The following is a 14,769-nucleotide window of genomic DNA, read 5'->3' on the forward strand; positions in this document are numbered from 1 at the left end:
CGTACTGGCCCTGATACTCGTAACGCTCCAGCGCCTGCGGGGCCGAAGCGGCCTGCAAGGCCGGCATCACGGTTTCCCGCGGCTGGCCGTGGGCCAGGTAATCGACACTGCGCCAATGCAGCTTGCCGCTCAACAACTGCGAACCGCTGCTCCACTGGGTAATGCCATCCTGTTTTTCAGTGGCGTTCTGGGTGTGAAAGCGAATGCTCTGCGGTGCCAGCGCGGGCAGGGTGTCGACGGTGTCAGTGAAGACAATGCAGTGCTTGTCCGCTGTGTGCTCGACGTACCAGAAAAGACCTTCCTGCTCGCACCAACGCTGCACGAAGTTGGCGTCGCTCTCGTTGAACTGAGTGACGTAGGACAGCGGTGCGTATTCACGACGCAGGTCCAGGCGGTAGTTGCCTTTGGCCTGTTCATAAAGAGAGAACACCGCTTCGAGAATCGCCGGCAGGTTTTTGTCCTGCCAGATGCGGCAGTCGAGTCGGTATTCGAGCAGGCTGAACCAGGGCGCGAAGACCAGTTGCCAGTCATGCAGACCACCGTCATTGCCCAAGTAGCGCACGCTCTCGACAAGGCCATGGCGCTGCGCGGGAGAACCGTCATCGCAGAGAATCGCCAGGCTGACGGGCTGGCCGATGAGTTTTTCAGGATCGTATTCGGTGTCCTGCACCACCACGTCGAGGGTGTAGCGGGGCACGCGGCCGATGCGCTCGACCCCATGCATGCGCAGGGCCTGAAGCTGATGCTCGCCCAGTGGCGTGGTGAGTTGCAGAAGGCGTCCGCTCTGGCTGAGAGGTGTGCCAAAGGTCAGGTCCATTGTGTAACTCCTTTACTTGCGCAAACTGTACGTCCTGTCTTTCAAATGGCCACTTGGTGTGGCGAATTGAAAAGAAACACTACGTTCAGCGTCGATCCTGTTTGGCCGCCGATGCGCAAGCGACTGCGCTGTTAGTGGCCGATCCGGGGAATGAGTTCCCACACTGGCGGGAAATTCATGATCTTAAGTATCTTCGGCGCAACGCGTTCTGCGCTGGGTGATAAGGCTGCATTTCAACACATTTGGCAACTAGTTAGTAACGTGTTCCATGGTTCGAAATATCATTGCTCAAGGCTGCGGTGTCTACCTGAATTGTTCGCCAGCAGGTGTGCTGCGTTTCTGGAAATGGAGTAAGACTTTGGCTACAGACAGTGCCGACTGCGCTGGGCCAGTTGACGGTAACATCAGCTGGATCAGCGCAATTTTTACTTAAAAACCTATTTTAACGCCTCAACCGCCTCCTCATCCTCCCGCCGATGCGCCCACTGATACAACGCCGGCAAGACCAGCAACGTCAGCGCCGTCGACGACAGAATCCCGCCAATCACCACCGTCGCCAGCGGTCGCTGCACTTCGGCACCAGTCCCGGTAGCGAGGGCCATGGGGATGAAGCCAAGGGAGGCGACCAGTGCGGTCATCAGCACCGGGCGCAGGCGGGTGAGGGCGCCTTCGTTGATGGCGTTGTGCAGCGAGTGGCCTTGTTCGCGCAGGCTGCGGATGAAGGCGATCATCACCAGGCCGTTCAGCACCGCCACACCCGAGAGTGCGATGAAGCCCACGCCTGCGGAGATCGACAGCGGAATGTCGCGCAGCCACAGCGCCATGACGCCGCCGGTCAGGGCGAACGGGATGCCGGTGAACACCAGCAGGCCGTCCTTGAGGTTGTTGAACATCATGAACAGCAGCGCCAGTACCAGCAGTAGCGCCACCGGCACGACGATCTGCAGGCGTTTGGCGGCCGATTGCAGTTGTTCGAACTGCCCGCCCCAACTGGTCCAGTAGCCGGCCGGGATCTGCACGCCGCTGTCGATGGTGGTGCCTGCTTCTTCGACAAACGAGCCGAGATCCCGACCGCGCACGTTGGCGCTGACGATGACCACACGTTTGCCATTCTCGCGACTGATCTGGTTCGGGCCGAGCACCAGGTCAAGGCTGGCGACCTGGGACAGCGAGATAAAGCTGATCTGCTGGTTGCTGTTGGCGCTCGCAGGCACCGGAATGAGCAGGCTGGAGAGCCCGTTTACATCGGTGCGCAGTTGCTCGGACAGGCGCACCACCATGTCGAAGCGGCGGTCGCCCTCATACAACGTTCCCGCCTGACGACCGCCCAGCGCAATGGCGATGGCGTCCTGCACATCGGCCACGTTGAGGCCGTAACGCGCGGCCTTGTCGCGATCGATATTGATGGTCAGTACCGGCAGGCCGGTGGTCTGTTCCACTTTCACTTCTGAAGCGCCTGGCACTTTTTGCAGGGTGGCGGCAATTTTTGCGGCGGTCTGGTTGAGCACGTTCATGTCGTCGCCGAACACTTTCACCGCGACGTCACTGCGTACACCGGAAACCAGCTCGTTGAAGCGCAACTGGATCGGCTGGGACAGTTCGTAGTTGCTGCCCGGCACACTGGCGGCGGCCTTTTGCAGGTCGGCTATCAGTGCCTCACGGGACTTGTCCGGGTCCGGCCATTCGCTTTGTGGTTTGAGCATCACGTAGCTGTCGGAGATGTTGGGCGGCATCGGGTCGGCGGCGATCTCGGCGGTGCCGGTGCGGGCGAACACGCGCTGCACTTCCGGCACTTTTTCGATGATGGCTTTTTCCAGACGCTGCTGCATGTCCACCGACTGGGTCAGGCTAGTGCCGGGAACCCGTAGCGCCTGCAAGGCGAAGTCGCCTTCGCTCAGGCTCGGGATGAACTCGCTGCCCATGCGGCTGGCAGTGAAGCCGGACAGCACGATCAGCACCAAGGCCATGCCGAACGCTATTGAGCGATGCCCCAGTACCCAGCTCAGTATCGGCGCGTAGCGCTGGCGAGCGGTGCGCATCACAAAACCTTCTTCTTCCTTGACCTTGCCGGTGACGAACATGGCGATGGCGGCAGGCACGAAGGTCACCGAGAGGATCATGGCACCGAGCAGGGCGATGACCACAGTGAACGCCATAGGGTGGAACATTTTGCCTTCCACACCGGTGAGGGCGAAGATCGGCAGGTACACGACCATGATGATCAACTGGCCGAAAATCAGCGGCCGACGGGCTTCTCTGGCGGCGGCGAAGACCTCGTGGAAACGCTCGGAGCGGGTCAGCATGCGGCCGTATTTCTTCTGGGCATGCGCCAGCCTGCGGATCGCGTTTTCGACGATCACCACCGCGCCGTCGACAATGATGCCGAAGTCCAGCGCGCCCAGGCTCATCAGGTTGGCGCTGACCTTGTTGGTGAACATGCCGGTGAAGGTAAACAGCATGGCCAGCGGAATCACCATGGCGGTGATCAGCGCAGCACGGATGTTGCCCAGAAACAGGAACAGAATCACGATGACCAGAATCGCGCCTTCGATCAGGTTCTTTTTCACTGTTGCGATGGCTTTTTCGACCAGGTTGGTGCGGTCGTAAACCGTTACCGCTTCGACGCCTTCAGGCAGTGTGCGATTGATGTCGGCAAGTTTGGCGGCCACGGCCTGTGACACCGTCCGGCTGTTTTCACCGATCAGCATGAACACTGTGCCAAGCACGACTTCACGGCCGTTTTCGGTGGCTGCGCCGGAGCGCATTTCCTTGCCGATACCGACCTCGGCCACGCTGCTGATTCTGATAGGCGTGCCCTGCACATTGGCGATGACGATGTTGGCGATATCGTCCACCGTGCCGAGCTGGCCCGGTGCGCGTATCAGTAGTTGCTCACCGCCGCGTTCGATGTAGCCTGCGCCGACGTTGGCGTTGTTGCGCTCAAGCGCAGCCACCAGATCGTTCAGCGTCAGCTTGTAGGCCGCCAGCTTCTTCGGATCGGGCGCAATCTGATACTGCCTGGCGAAACCGCCGATGGTGTTGATCTCGGCCACGCCTGGTACGTTGCGTAATTGCGGCTTGATGATCCAGTCCTGAATCACTCGCAGGTCGGTCGGCGTGTACGGCGTGCCGTCTTCTTTCAGTGCGCCCTCACGGGCCTCGACCGTCCACAGAAAGATCTCGCCGAGGCCGGTGGAAATCGGCCCCATCATCGCGTTGACGCCTTCAGGCAACTGGTCCTTGGCAATCTGCAGGCGCTCGCCCACCAACTGCCTGGCAAAGAACAGGTCAGTGCCGTCTTCGAAAATCACCGTGACCTGAGACAGGCCCGAGCGCGACAGCGAGCGCGTCTGTTGCAGGCCGGGCAGGCCTGCCATGTTGGTCTCGATGGCGAAGGTGATGCGCTGTTCGGTTTCCAGCGGCGAAAAGCCGGGTGCCGACGTGTTGATCTGCACCTGTACGTTGGTGATGTCGGGGACGGCATCGATAGGCAGTTTCTGGTAACTGGCAATGCCCAGCCCAGCCATGAGCAGCACAGCAAGCATCACAACGATGCGCTGTTCAATCGCGAATTGAATCAACCGTTCAAACATGGAGGTGTACTCGTGTGACGCAGATCAATGGGCGTGCTCGGCGGAGCCTTTGCCCAGCTCCGACTTGAGGATGAAACTGCCCGCGGCAGCCACTTGTGTGCCGCCAGCCAGGCCTTTGACGATTTCCACGTAGCCGCCATCGCGGCGACCGAGCGTTACCGGTGTCAGTTGAAAACCTTCAGCGTTGCGTACGAAGACCGAGGGTTTGTCCTCAATCGACTGAATCGCAGACTCGGGAATGCTGACCGCCACGCTGGTCTGCTCGACGGCGACTTCCACCGACACGAACAAACCGGGACGCCACGCGCCCTGCGGGTTGGCAAGGGTCACGCGCACGGCGGCGGCGCGAGTCTGCTCGCCCAGCAGGCTGCCGACGTAACCAATCTTGCCTTCGACCCGCGCATTCAGATCGGGCGCGCTGACGATGACCGGACGACCGACCACCACCTTGTCCAGATCCTTGGGCGCTACGCCGAAGGTGGCCCAGACACGCGACAGGTCGGACAGCGTGAAGGCATTACTCGCTTCGCTGACCATCTCGCCGATGCCGAGGTGTTTCTCCACGACCATGGCGTCAAATGGCGCGATCAATTCGTAGCGATTGCCTGCGGATGGGTTCAGGCTGGCACCGATGGCGCTGATCTTCTGCCGGGCGTTGGCCAGGTTGATGTCGGCCTCCTGAAACTCCTGGCGCGCTTGCAAGTAGTCCTGCTCGGCGGAAATCTTGTCTTCCCAGAGTTTCTTCTCGCGCTGTAACGTCAGGCGGGCCAGTTCCTGGCGGCGTTGTGCGGCGTTCAGTTCGCTGCGTTGATCGGAGATCTGCTGGCTGGCAATCACTGCCAGCACCTGACCCTTTTTCACGGCTTGACCCAGATCGACCTTCACTGAGTCGACCACACCGCTGACCCGAGGCACGACATGCGCGGTGCGATCCTCATCGAAGCGGATTTCGCCGGGGAAGGTCACAGTGGTGCTCATCTGTCGAGGCTCGGCGGTGGCCAGCTCGATGCCGGCAGTCTTGATCTGCTCTGCGCTCAGTTCGATGTGTCCCTCTTCCTCTTCATGGGAAGATTCTGACGCTGCGGTGCCTGGTGTTTTCTTCTCGTTACCTTGGCTCTTCTCGTCGGCATGACCTGGCTCGGCGTCATGGTCGTGTTCCTCGCCTGATGGCTCTGTTCCAGTTGCGAATGGCAGCATCTGCGGGTTCAGCGTCAGACTGCCCAGACCAATGATGGCCACCACCGCCAGCGTGATGGCAGTGCTTCGTTTGTTGTTCATAAAGGCTCCCGGCGATCAGGTGCTCGCGGCACCTTGCGATACGCTCGATACAGGCGGAAAAGGAAAGTCAGGGGTTGAAGCTGAACCGGTTGAGATCACCGTGAATTCGCTCGACAGCCACTCGGGCTTCGGTGGCAGTCGCCAGCGATTCCAGGTACTGGCTGCGCGCTGAAATCAGCGTTCGTTGCGCATCCAGCACTTCCAGAAAACCGAACTTGCCCATTTCGAAACCGCGCGTTGCGGTGTCGACGGCGCGCTGCGCGGCGGGCAGGATGACCTGATTGAAGGACTCGACTTCCTGCGTCGCGGTACTCCACTGATCGAGGGCGGACTGGGTCTGGGTGCGAAGCTTGAGCTCAACAGCATTGCGCAGGTCGCGTGACTGGTCGGCCCGGCGTGATGCTGCAAGTACGTTGCCCTGATTCCGGTCGAATAACGGCAGCGGCATCGACAGACCCACGACGTTGACCCGTTCGCGCTCTTCGCGGCTGTACTGGCTGCCGACGCTGACGGTCAGGTCCGGGATGCGCTTGGCGCGTTCTGAACCCAGCGCGGCTTCGCGCTGTTCTATTTGCGCCTGAGCGAGGCGCAGCTCGGCGGACTGGTTGATGGCGCTCAGTAGCTTTGCGCTCGGTGGCAGCTTGCCCGGCGACAGATCGGTGTACTCCAGACGCTCGAAAGAGGCGACCGGCGAACCTGTGGTGCGCGCCAGTTCACGGTTGCTGTTGATCTTCAGGGTCTCCGCGCGCCGTACCAGCAGGTCGGTTTCAGCCAGTTGCACCTGGGCGCGCGTGGCCTCCACCGGTGACACCTTGCCCGCCCGAACACGCCCCTCGGCAACCTGCAAGCCGCGCTCGGCCAGTGTCCTGGACTGGCGCGCCAGGTCCAGACCTGCCTGCGCTCGCGCCGCTGCGTAGAACGCCTGAACCACTTCGGCCCGCAGTTCGTTGCCGCGTCGCTCCAGCTCCAGCCGGGCGGCGTCCTGGCCCTTGCTGGCGGCTTCGATGCGTGCTCCGCGCTTGCCGCCCAGTTCCAGTGCCTGGCTGAGCATCACGGTGGTGGTGCTGGTCTCGCGGCGTGTGTCTTCAACCTCCCACGACACCACCGGGTTGGGAATCAGCCCGGCCTGCTGGCGATCACCTTCGGCAACGCCGATCTCCCATTGCGCGGCGGCGAGTTCCGGGTTGCGCGCAAAGGCTGCGTCCAGCGCCTGAGCCAGGCTGATGCCCTGGGCTGCTGCGATGCCGGGAGCAGCAAATGGCAACAGCAGCAGACAAAGTACGGCGACTTTCATGCCGGGCACCCTGTTACCAGACCGGTACGCGGAGTGCGTACGTTGTTCTTCAGTCGCATGAATTACCCTGTCCATGAAGCACCCCATCAAAACAAAAAACAAACAGGCACCTTGGCGCTGAAGTTGGCTGTGGGGACTTTATGTAACCGGAGCTATCACAGGGATTGCTGGAAAATTACGATTTTGTTATCCAACAAGATAAGCGTTTCTTTTCAGTACACTGCACGACATCGTCATCATCCGTTCATCAAACAGGAAGCCTGGTTATGCGAATCCTTGTCGTAGAGGACGAGCCGAAAACTGCCGAGTACATGCATCAGGGTCTGACCGAAAGTGGCTATATCGTCGATATCGCTGCAACCGGGCTCGATGGCCTCTATCTCGCGCAGCATCAGGCTTACGATGTGGTGATACTGGATGTGAACCTGCCGGAAATGGACGGCTGGGAGGTATTGAGTCGCTTGAGGAAGACGGTCAGTACGCGTGTCATGATGGTCACCGCACGAGGGCGCCTGGAAGAGAAGGTCAAGGGTCTGGAATTGGGCGCGGATGACTATCTGGTCAAGCCGTTCGAGTTTCCCGAGCTATTGGCAAGGGTCCGCACGTTGATGCGGCGCAGCGAGCAGACCACCACCTCCAAGGTGTTGCAGGTTGGCGATCTGGAGCTTGATCAAGGGCGGCACCGGGCGTTTCGCGGCAGCCAGCGCATCGACCTGACCACCAAGGAGTTCGCGCTGCTGCACTTGCTGATGCGTCACAGCGGTGAAGTCATGTCGCGTACCCAGATCATTTCTCTGGTCTGGGACATGAACTTCGATTGCGACACCAATGTGGTGGAAGTGTCGATCCGTCGCCTGCGCGCGAAGATCGACGATCCTTTCGAGACCAAGCTGATCCACACGTTGCGCGGCGTGGGCTATGTGCTGGAAGTGCGTGAATGAAACCGACGCGTCTGTCGACGCGCCTGGGGCTGACCGTTACTGCGCTGATTGCGTGTCTGGTACTGGTAATGGAAATGCTCGCTTATGCGGCTATTTCCCGTCAGCTCGATCTGCGCGCCGAAGACAGCCTGAACGAGAAGTTCGCGCAGATCGAACACAGCATGAGCGAGGGCTTTCTCGGCATCGAAGATATTGTTCAATACCCTCATACCCTGCGTGACCAGATCATCGGACACGACAGCTATTCGTTGATGGTGCTCGACGCGGGCAACCCTCGGCAGCAATTGATGATGGTCGGTAACGAGGAAGGCCGGAACCTGCCTGTCCCCGAGGCAGATCACATACCTCAAGGCTTTCAGGAGTTGCAGTCGGTACACGGCCACAAGATTCTGATGGGTTACAGGGAAATACACCTCAAGACAGGGCAGGACATTCTCGTCAGGCTGTCGATGGATCGGGAAAGCGACAGCACGCTGCTGCATGCTTATTTGAAATCGACTTTCCTGATACTGCCGGTGATCTTGCTGCTGGTCGGCTTCGTTGCCTGGTGGGTGGTGCGTCGTGGTCTCAGGCCGTTGGGTGCTTTCAGAAAAGTAACGGCACTGATCTCGGCTCGCGATCTGTCTCATCGCATGAAAGTGAAGGGCCTGCCTGATGAATTGCGCGACCTGGCGCATGCGGTCAATTTCATGCTGCACCGGCTGGACGGCGATGTGCAGCAACTGGCGCAGTTCTCGGACGACCTCGCACATGAGCTGCGCTCGCCCATGAACAACCTGATGGGCAAGGCGCAGGTCACGCTGTCCAGGCCGCGCCCTTCGGAAGAGTACAAGCAGGCGCTGGAATCGTGCACCGAGGAACTGGAGCGCATGTCGCGCATGATCAGCCAGATGCTGTTTCTGGCCAGTGTCAGCCAGCCTGCCGCGCCGTTGCCGGTTGAGGTCATCGACCTGCGCGAAGAAGCCGATAAGGTCGCCGAGCTGTTTTCATCTTCGGCGGAAGAGCGCGACATCACCTTGCAGGTTCAGGGTAACGCGAAGGCAACAGGCGACCGGCTGATGATTCAGCGAGCGATTTCGAACCTGCTGTCCAACGCTATTCGCCACGGTCTGTCCGGCAGTGTCATTACCATCACCCTTGCCACGCATGCAGATGAAGTGTCACTGGCGGTGCGCAACGCGGGCGATGGTATCGATGCCGAACATCTGCCGCGGCTGTTTGATCGCTTCTACCGGGTTCATGTCAGCCGTGCGCGACAGCAGGGCGGTACCGGGCTTGGGCTGGCGATTGTGCGTTCCATCATGAGCCTGCATGAAGGGCAGGTGACGGTCGAGAGCGAGCCCGGACACTTCACGACGTTCAGCCTGATCTTTCCTAAACTGGTGTAATGCGTCAGGTTGCTGGTCGTTCTTCAAGAACCTTTCGCTGCCCCCCGGCTCATAGCTTGTGAGCGGGTATTGCCCGGATGCTTCAGTTGAAGCTGAACCTATAAGGATAGACGTATGACAGTTGCTTTCTGGTGCGTGCTGGTCGCGATCCTGCTGCCGATTATGTGTGCCGGTATCGCCAAGTTCGGCAGCGGCAAATTCGGCAGCGGACACAATCATGACCCGCGTGCCTTTCTCGACAAGCTGGAGGGTTTCCCGCGCCGTGCGCATGCTGCCCAGCTCAACAGCTATGAAGCGACACCGGCGTTCGCTGCGGCAGTCATCATTGCGCACATTGCCGGCAATGCGCAGCTGGTGACCATTGATGTGCTGGCGGTGCTGTTCATCACCAGTCGTCTGTTGTACATCATCTTCTATCTGGCTGACCTCGCCGCACTGCGTTCGATAGTCTGGCTGGTGGGCATGGGGCTCATCGTCGCGCTGTTCGGCGTGTCGGCTTTCCCGGCCGTATCCTGACAGCCAGGTTGCGGCGCTGCCTATAAGCAGCAGCGCCGGGACCTTGATCAATCGTCAGGCTGGACTTTCTCAAGGTCGGTCTGGGCTTCCTGCAACTCTTTGCGCGATTCCGCCAGCTTGTCCTTGCGCTTGTTGATCTTCTCCGGATCACCTTTGTCCATGGCCTTGTTCAGGTCGGTCTGGCGGCGGCTGACTTCCTGCTTGGCATCCAGCACCTTTTGCTTTCTCTGCTTGATCAATGAGGTCTCGGTGCAGTTGGCATTGACCTCGGCGAGGGCCTTCTCAAGCCCGGTCTGCTCGGCCTTGTTACCTTCGGTCTTGGCGTCCTGAATCTTGCTGCTGATTTCCTGGCTTTTGATCTGGCACTCGGAAGGTGCGGGTGCCTGCTCATCTGCCAGCAGCGTTGTAGCCAGTAGCGTGCAACTGGTGAAAAGGATCAGTGGTGATAAAAACTGCATATGAACTCCGTTTGAACACGGACCAAAAAATGGACGTCCGCTACTTAAAACCTGAAATACCCTGAGCCTGCAATTGATGGCTCAATGCCTGCACCTCTGGGGCTTGAAAAAAAGACCTCAGTTTCGCTGCCCGGCCAGGACCTATGCCCGGCTCTGCTTGCCATTGCTCAACGCTACGCCCGGCCAGTTCCTGCCAATTGTCAGGAAGTGTTGCACTTCCTGTGGGCGGCAGTCCGATGGCCTTGAGCCACGTCTGAAACGGCCGTTCACGCGCTGTTTGCAGGCTGGCGAGCAGTTTAGCGCTGCTGCGCTCTGCGAAGCCGGGAATGTTAGCAAGCTCAGCATGATTCAGGGTCATCCAATCGAGCAGGCTCTCTATTTGGCCGTTTTCAATAAGCTTGTCCCAGGTCCCCGGACCGACGCCGGGCAGCGCAAGGCCTTTCTTGCCGCTGAGCCAGATCAGTCTGGCGCGGAACTGGCTTTCACAGCCTGGGGTGGCTTGCCAGCAGCTCAACTCATGAAAGTCGTCGGCTTGCGGAATGATCATTTCAACTCGTTCGGCCGCGCGGGATATCACGCCGTCGAGTCTCGGAATCGTCAGCCCGGCCAGGCTCACGGCTACCTGATCGCCAGGTCTTATATCCAGTGTTTGCCAGCGTTGCAGTGAGCCGGTGCTGATGCGGCTGACGGTACGGTCGTCGAGACGTACCGGGGTCAGCTCCAGCACAGGGGTAATCCTGCCGCTGCGACCGACATTGAAGCTGACCTTGCGCACCTCGGCCAGTGCCTGTGCGTAAGGGTGCTTCCAGGCCGCGATCCAGTAAGGCGCACTGGCTTGCCAGCGTTGGGCGGGTGGACGTTGGCCTTGACGCATGATCACGCCATCGGTGGCGAACGGCAGGGGATTGCGATACCAATGCTCGCGCCATCTCGCAGCCTGAACATGATTTTCCAGTGAGAGCGTGTACGCCTCGCTGCCTTCAAAGCCCATGGCTTGCAGGCCTGAGAGTCGTTGAGCCATATCGGTAGGCCCGTTCGGCCAGTCCCAGACGAATAGTCCGATGGCATCAGCCTGCTGCGGGCTGATTGTCTGCCGGGCCAGCATGCCTGCCACCTTGCTGCGCGCGTTGACGCTGCCGGATGTTGCCTGAATATGATCGGTCAACCGCCAGTACAGCTCGCCTTGCAGGATCAGGGAGTCATGGTGGGGCAAACGCTGAGGAATGGCTTTTATCAGTCGTGCCTGCGAAGTCCAGTCCTGGCCCTTGCGCCCATCGCCGCGACTGATCGCCTGCACCAGCTGACCTTTTTCGTAAACGAGTGTGACTGCCACGCCGTCGATCTTGGGCTGAATCCACAGGTCGTTGCGGCCCTTGAGCCAGGCCTTGACGCTGTCTTCGTCCTCCAGCTTGTTAACGCCCGTATGCGGTACGGGATGAGGCAGCGGGCCAACTGCTGTCGTTAGCGGATCGGACTCGGGTTTGGAAATGGCAAAGCACGAGCGCCACACGCTCAGCTTCTGCCGCGCCTGATCGTAAAGCTCGTCAGGGATTTTCGAGAGGCCCTGGCGGTGGTAGCTGTCGTCCCACGCAGCCATCTGCTGTTGCAAGTTTGTGACCTCGCTGCGCGCCTTGGCTGCAGGCCAGTCAGGGCATTGACTGGCATTGCCGAGGCCGGGCAGAAGAAACACAAGAGCGAACGTCATCAGGCGAATGGTGGGCAGCATCGAAGCATCCTTGCTTTAGGAATGGGCTCGATGAGGCTAGTCGTTGTCGTGTGGTGAAGGGGCAGGGCTTGGTTACCAGGTTTTGCGATTGCGCAGGGCGGTATGTCTACGCAGAGTGATCAGTGGCTGTACCGGCGTCCTCGTGAGCAAGCTCACACGCCCTTCAGGCAGAAGCGCAGAGCATCGGGCACGATAGTTGAGGTTATCGTTCCTCACGCTCCAGCGTGGGAACGCAGTTCTCGACGCTCTGCGTCGTCAAGAGGACGCGGAGCGTCCAGAAAGGCATACGACGCAGAGCGCCGCACGATAGTCGCGACTGCACCTGCCCCTTCGTGAGCAAGCTCACACGCCCTTCAGGCAGAAGCGCAGAGCATCGGGCACGATAGTTGAGGTTATCGTTCCTCACGCTCCAGCGTGGGAACGCAGTTCTCGACGCTCTGCGTCGTCAAGAGGACGCGGAGCGTCCAGAAAGGCATACGACGCAGAGCGCCGCACGATAGTCGCGACTGCACCTGCCCCTTCGTGAGCAAGCTCGCACGCCCTTCGGGCAGAAGCGCAGATCATCGGGCACGATAGTTGAGGTTATCGTTCCTCACGCTCCAGCGTGGGAACGCAGTTCTCGACGCTCTGCGTCGTCAAGAGGACGCGGAGCGTCCAGAAAGGCATGCGACGCAGAGCGCCGCACGATAGTCGCTACTGTACCGGCGTCTTCGTGAGCAAGCTCACTCCCACAAAGGCTGGGAACGCATGGCCTTGCCAGTAAAGCCCGGCCGCATTTCACGGCGCAGTTGTGTCTTGACCGCTCACTAAAAAAAGCCAGACTGAGTAGCTGACTCAACTCAGGGATTGGAGCCAATGGACATCTCGACTCTCGCTGTATTCATTCCGGCCTGCTTTGCGCTGAACATGGCGCCCGGTCCGAACAATCTTCTGTCGATCAGTAATGCTACGCGCTATGGCTTCGCCAGCTCTTGCGTCGGCGGAGCGGGGCGCTTGTTGGCGTTTGTCATCATGATCGCCTTGGCCGGTGCAGGACTGACTGCTGTGTTGCATACGTCCGAATGGTTGTTTCATGTGATCAAAGTCATCGGCGCGGCTTATCTGTTTTATCTCGCGGTGCAGTTGTGGCGCGCTGCTCCGTCCATACAGGACCAGGCAGCGGTCACAACAGCCAACGCTGGCAGCCTTGCGCGGCAAGAGTTTCTGGTGGCTATTGGTAATCCGAAAGCGATCCTGCTGTTTACTGCTTTTCTTCCGCAGTTTGTAGATCAGCAGAGTGATGTGTCAGGTCAGTTCGCGGTGCTGGGTAGTTTGTTTCTGGTATTGGAGTGCGTAGCGATCGCGTTGTATGCCGCGATGGGGATACATGCTCGCCGCCTGTTGGCGAAACCCAGTGGCAAGCGGTTGTTCAACAGGATGTGCGCAGGGTTGTTGGAGGGCGCTGCATCGGTACTGCTGGTGTCGCGGCGGGCTTGAAGTGTGACTTTGGAATAACCGCCGCGCAGACGAAAAAAAGCCCCGAAACGACCAGGTCGTCCGGGGCTTTTTTCTGGTTTTTTACAGACCGGCAGCGGCGCGCAGGGCGTCGGCGCGGTCGGTTTTTTCCCAGGTGAAGGCGGTGAAGGTGTCATCGCCAACGGTCATTTCGACCGGGGTACGGCCGAAGTGGCCGTAGGCCGCAGTGGCCTGGTACATCGGGTGCAGCAGGTCGAGCATGGTGGTGATGGCGTATGGGCGCAGGTCGAAGTTGTCGCGGACCAGCTTGATGATCTTGTCGTCGGACAGCTTGCCGGTGCCGAAGGTGTTCAGCGAGATCGACGTCGGCTGGGCCACGCCGATAGCGTAGGACACCTGAATTTCGCAACGCTCGGCCAGACCGGCAGCCACGATATTCTTGGCCACGTAACGACCGGCGTACGCAGCCGAACGGTCAACCTTCGATGGGTCCTTGCCGGAGAATGCACCGCCACCGTGACGGGCCATGCCGCCGTAGGTGTCGACGATGATTTTACGGCCGGTCAGGCCACAGTCACCTACCGGGCCACCGATGATGAAGTTGCCGGTCGGGTTGATGTGGAACTGGGTGTCCTTGTGCAGCAGGTGCGCAGGGATGACGTGCTTGACGATCAGCTCCATCACGCCTTCGCGCAGGTCCTTGTAGGACACATCCGGGTTGTGCTGAGTCGACAGTACGATGGCGTCGACGCCGACAACCTTGCCGTTTTCATAACGGCAGGTTACCTGGGATTTGGCATCCGGGCGCAGCCACGGCAGCAGGCCGGATTTACGCGCTTCGGCCTGACGCTGCACCAATTGGTGAGAGAAGGTGATCGGTGCTGGCATCAGCACGTCGGTTTCGTTGCTGGCGTAGCCGAACATCAGGCCCTGGTCGCCAGCGCCCTGATCTTCAGGCTTGCTGCGGTCAACGCCTTGGGCGATGTCTACCGACTGTTTGCCGATGATGTTCATCACGCCGCAAGTCGCGCCGTCGAAACCGACGTCGGAGCTGTTGTAGCCGATGTCGAGGATGACGTTACGCACGATGTCTTCCAGATCGACCCAGGCCGAAGTCGACACTTCGCCAGCGATGATTGCCACACCGGTCTTGACCAGTGTTTCGCACGCTACACGGGCGTATTTGTCTTCAGCGATGATAGCGTCCAGAACCGCGTCGGAAATCTGGTCGGCGATCTTGTCCGGATGCCCTTCGGACACGGACTCGGAGGTGAAAAGTGAATATTCGCTCATCTCTACGGGT

At 59.8% G+C, this 14,769-nt stretch carries 11 protein-coding genes; 4 read left to right on the plus strand and 7 right to left on the minus strand.

The window, feature by feature from the left end; translation table 11 throughout:
- From RYC18_RS14140 to RYC18_RS14155, 4 genes are all read right to left on the minus strand, one after another.
- Positions 1–817 (minus strand): type VI secretion system Vgr family protein (locus tag RYC18_RS14140; RefSeq protein WP_316886295.1); only part of this gene is annotated, 817 nt, incomplete at its 3' end.
- 437 nt (positions 818–1,254) lie between these two features.
- Positions 1,255–4,410: a CusA/CzcA family heavy metal efflux RND transporter gene (locus RYC18_RS14145; protein WP_316886296.1), complete on the minus strand. Its 3,156-nt coding sequence runs from the start codon at positions 4,408–4,410 to the stop codon at positions 1,255–1,257.
- A 24-nt stretch (positions 4,411–4,434) separates the two neighbouring features.
- The gene (locus RYC18_RS14150; protein ID WP_010194686.1) at positions 4,435–5,688 is read right to left on the minus strand and encodes an efflux RND transporter periplasmic adaptor subunit; all 1,254 of its coding nucleotides are present in this window, start codon (positions 5,686–5,688) and stop codon (positions 4,435–4,437) included.
- A 67-nt stretch (positions 5,689–5,755) separates the two neighbouring features.
- Positions 5,756–6,982: a TolC family protein gene (locus tag RYC18_RS14155; protein WP_316886297.1), complete on the minus strand. Its 1,227-nt coding sequence runs from the start codon at positions 6,980–6,982 to the stop codon at positions 5,756–5,758.
- Between the two features lie 266 nt (positions 6,983–7,248).
- Here RYC18_RS14155 and RYC18_RS14160 point away from each other — a divergent pair, with 266 nt between their 5' ends.
- From RYC18_RS14160 to RYC18_RS14170, 3 genes are all read left to right on the plus strand, one after another.
- Positions 7,249–7,923: a heavy metal response regulator transcription factor gene (locus tag RYC18_RS14160; RefSeq protein WP_004654919.1), complete on the plus strand. Its 675-nt coding sequence runs from the start codon at positions 7,249–7,251 to the stop codon at positions 7,921–7,923.
- A complete protein-coding gene (locus RYC18_RS14165) occupies positions 7,920–9,311 on the plus strand; it encodes a heavy metal sensor histidine kinase (RefSeq protein WP_005746925.1) in 1,392 nt (463 codons plus the stop codon). The genes RYC18_RS14160 and RYC18_RS14165 overlap by 4 nt, the downstream gene beginning before the upstream one ends.
- A gap of 114 nt (positions 9,312–9,425) precedes the next feature.
- Positions 9,426–9,827 carry an MAPEG family protein gene (locus tag RYC18_RS14170; RefSeq protein WP_002555701.1) on the plus strand — a complete coding sequence of 134 codons (402 nt, stop codon included), beginning with the start codon at positions 9,426–9,428 and terminating at the stop codon, positions 9,825–9,827.
- A gap of 47 nt (positions 9,828–9,874) precedes the next feature.
- Here RYC18_RS14170 and RYC18_RS14175 read toward each other — a convergent pair whose 3' ends face one another.
- Complete coding sequence (locus RYC18_RS14175) at positions 9,875–10,285, minus strand: DUF1090 domain-containing protein (RefSeq protein WP_005746924.1); 411 nt, start codon at positions 10,283–10,285, stop codon at positions 9,875–9,877.
- 40 nt (positions 10,286–10,325) lie between these two features.
- Positions 10,326–12,011 (minus strand): NAD-dependent DNA ligase LigB, encoded by a 1,686-nt coding sequence (ligB, locus tag RYC18_RS14180; RefSeq protein WP_005781251.1) that lies wholly within the window; start codon positions 12,009–12,011, stop codon positions 10,326–10,328.
- A gap of 855 nt (positions 12,012–12,866) precedes the next feature.
- Between ligB and RYC18_RS14185 the strand changes: the two genes are divergently transcribed.
- Positions 12,867–13,487 carry a LysE family translocator gene (locus tag RYC18_RS14185; protein ID WP_316886303.1) on the plus strand — a complete coding sequence of 207 codons (621 nt, stop codon included), beginning with the start codon at positions 12,867–12,869 and terminating at the stop codon, positions 13,485–13,487.
- An 81-nt stretch (positions 13,488–13,568) separates the two neighbouring features.
- Here RYC18_RS14185 and metK read toward each other — a convergent pair whose 3' ends face one another.
- Positions 13,569–14,759, minus strand: a complete 1,191-nt coding sequence (gene metK / locus RYC18_RS14190) for a methionine adenosyltransferase (RefSeq protein WP_002555698.1) — start codon at positions 14,757–14,759, stop codon at positions 13,569–13,571.
- Between the last annotated feature and the right edge of the window lie 10 nt (positions 14,760–14,769).

The sequence above is a fragment of the Pseudomonas syringae group sp. 247E2 genome (assembly GCF_032587795.1).
In the GTDB taxonomy this organism is placed as follows: Bacteria; Pseudomonadota; Gammaproteobacteria; order Pseudomonadales; family Pseudomonadaceae; genus Aquipseudomonas; species Aquipseudomonas amygdali.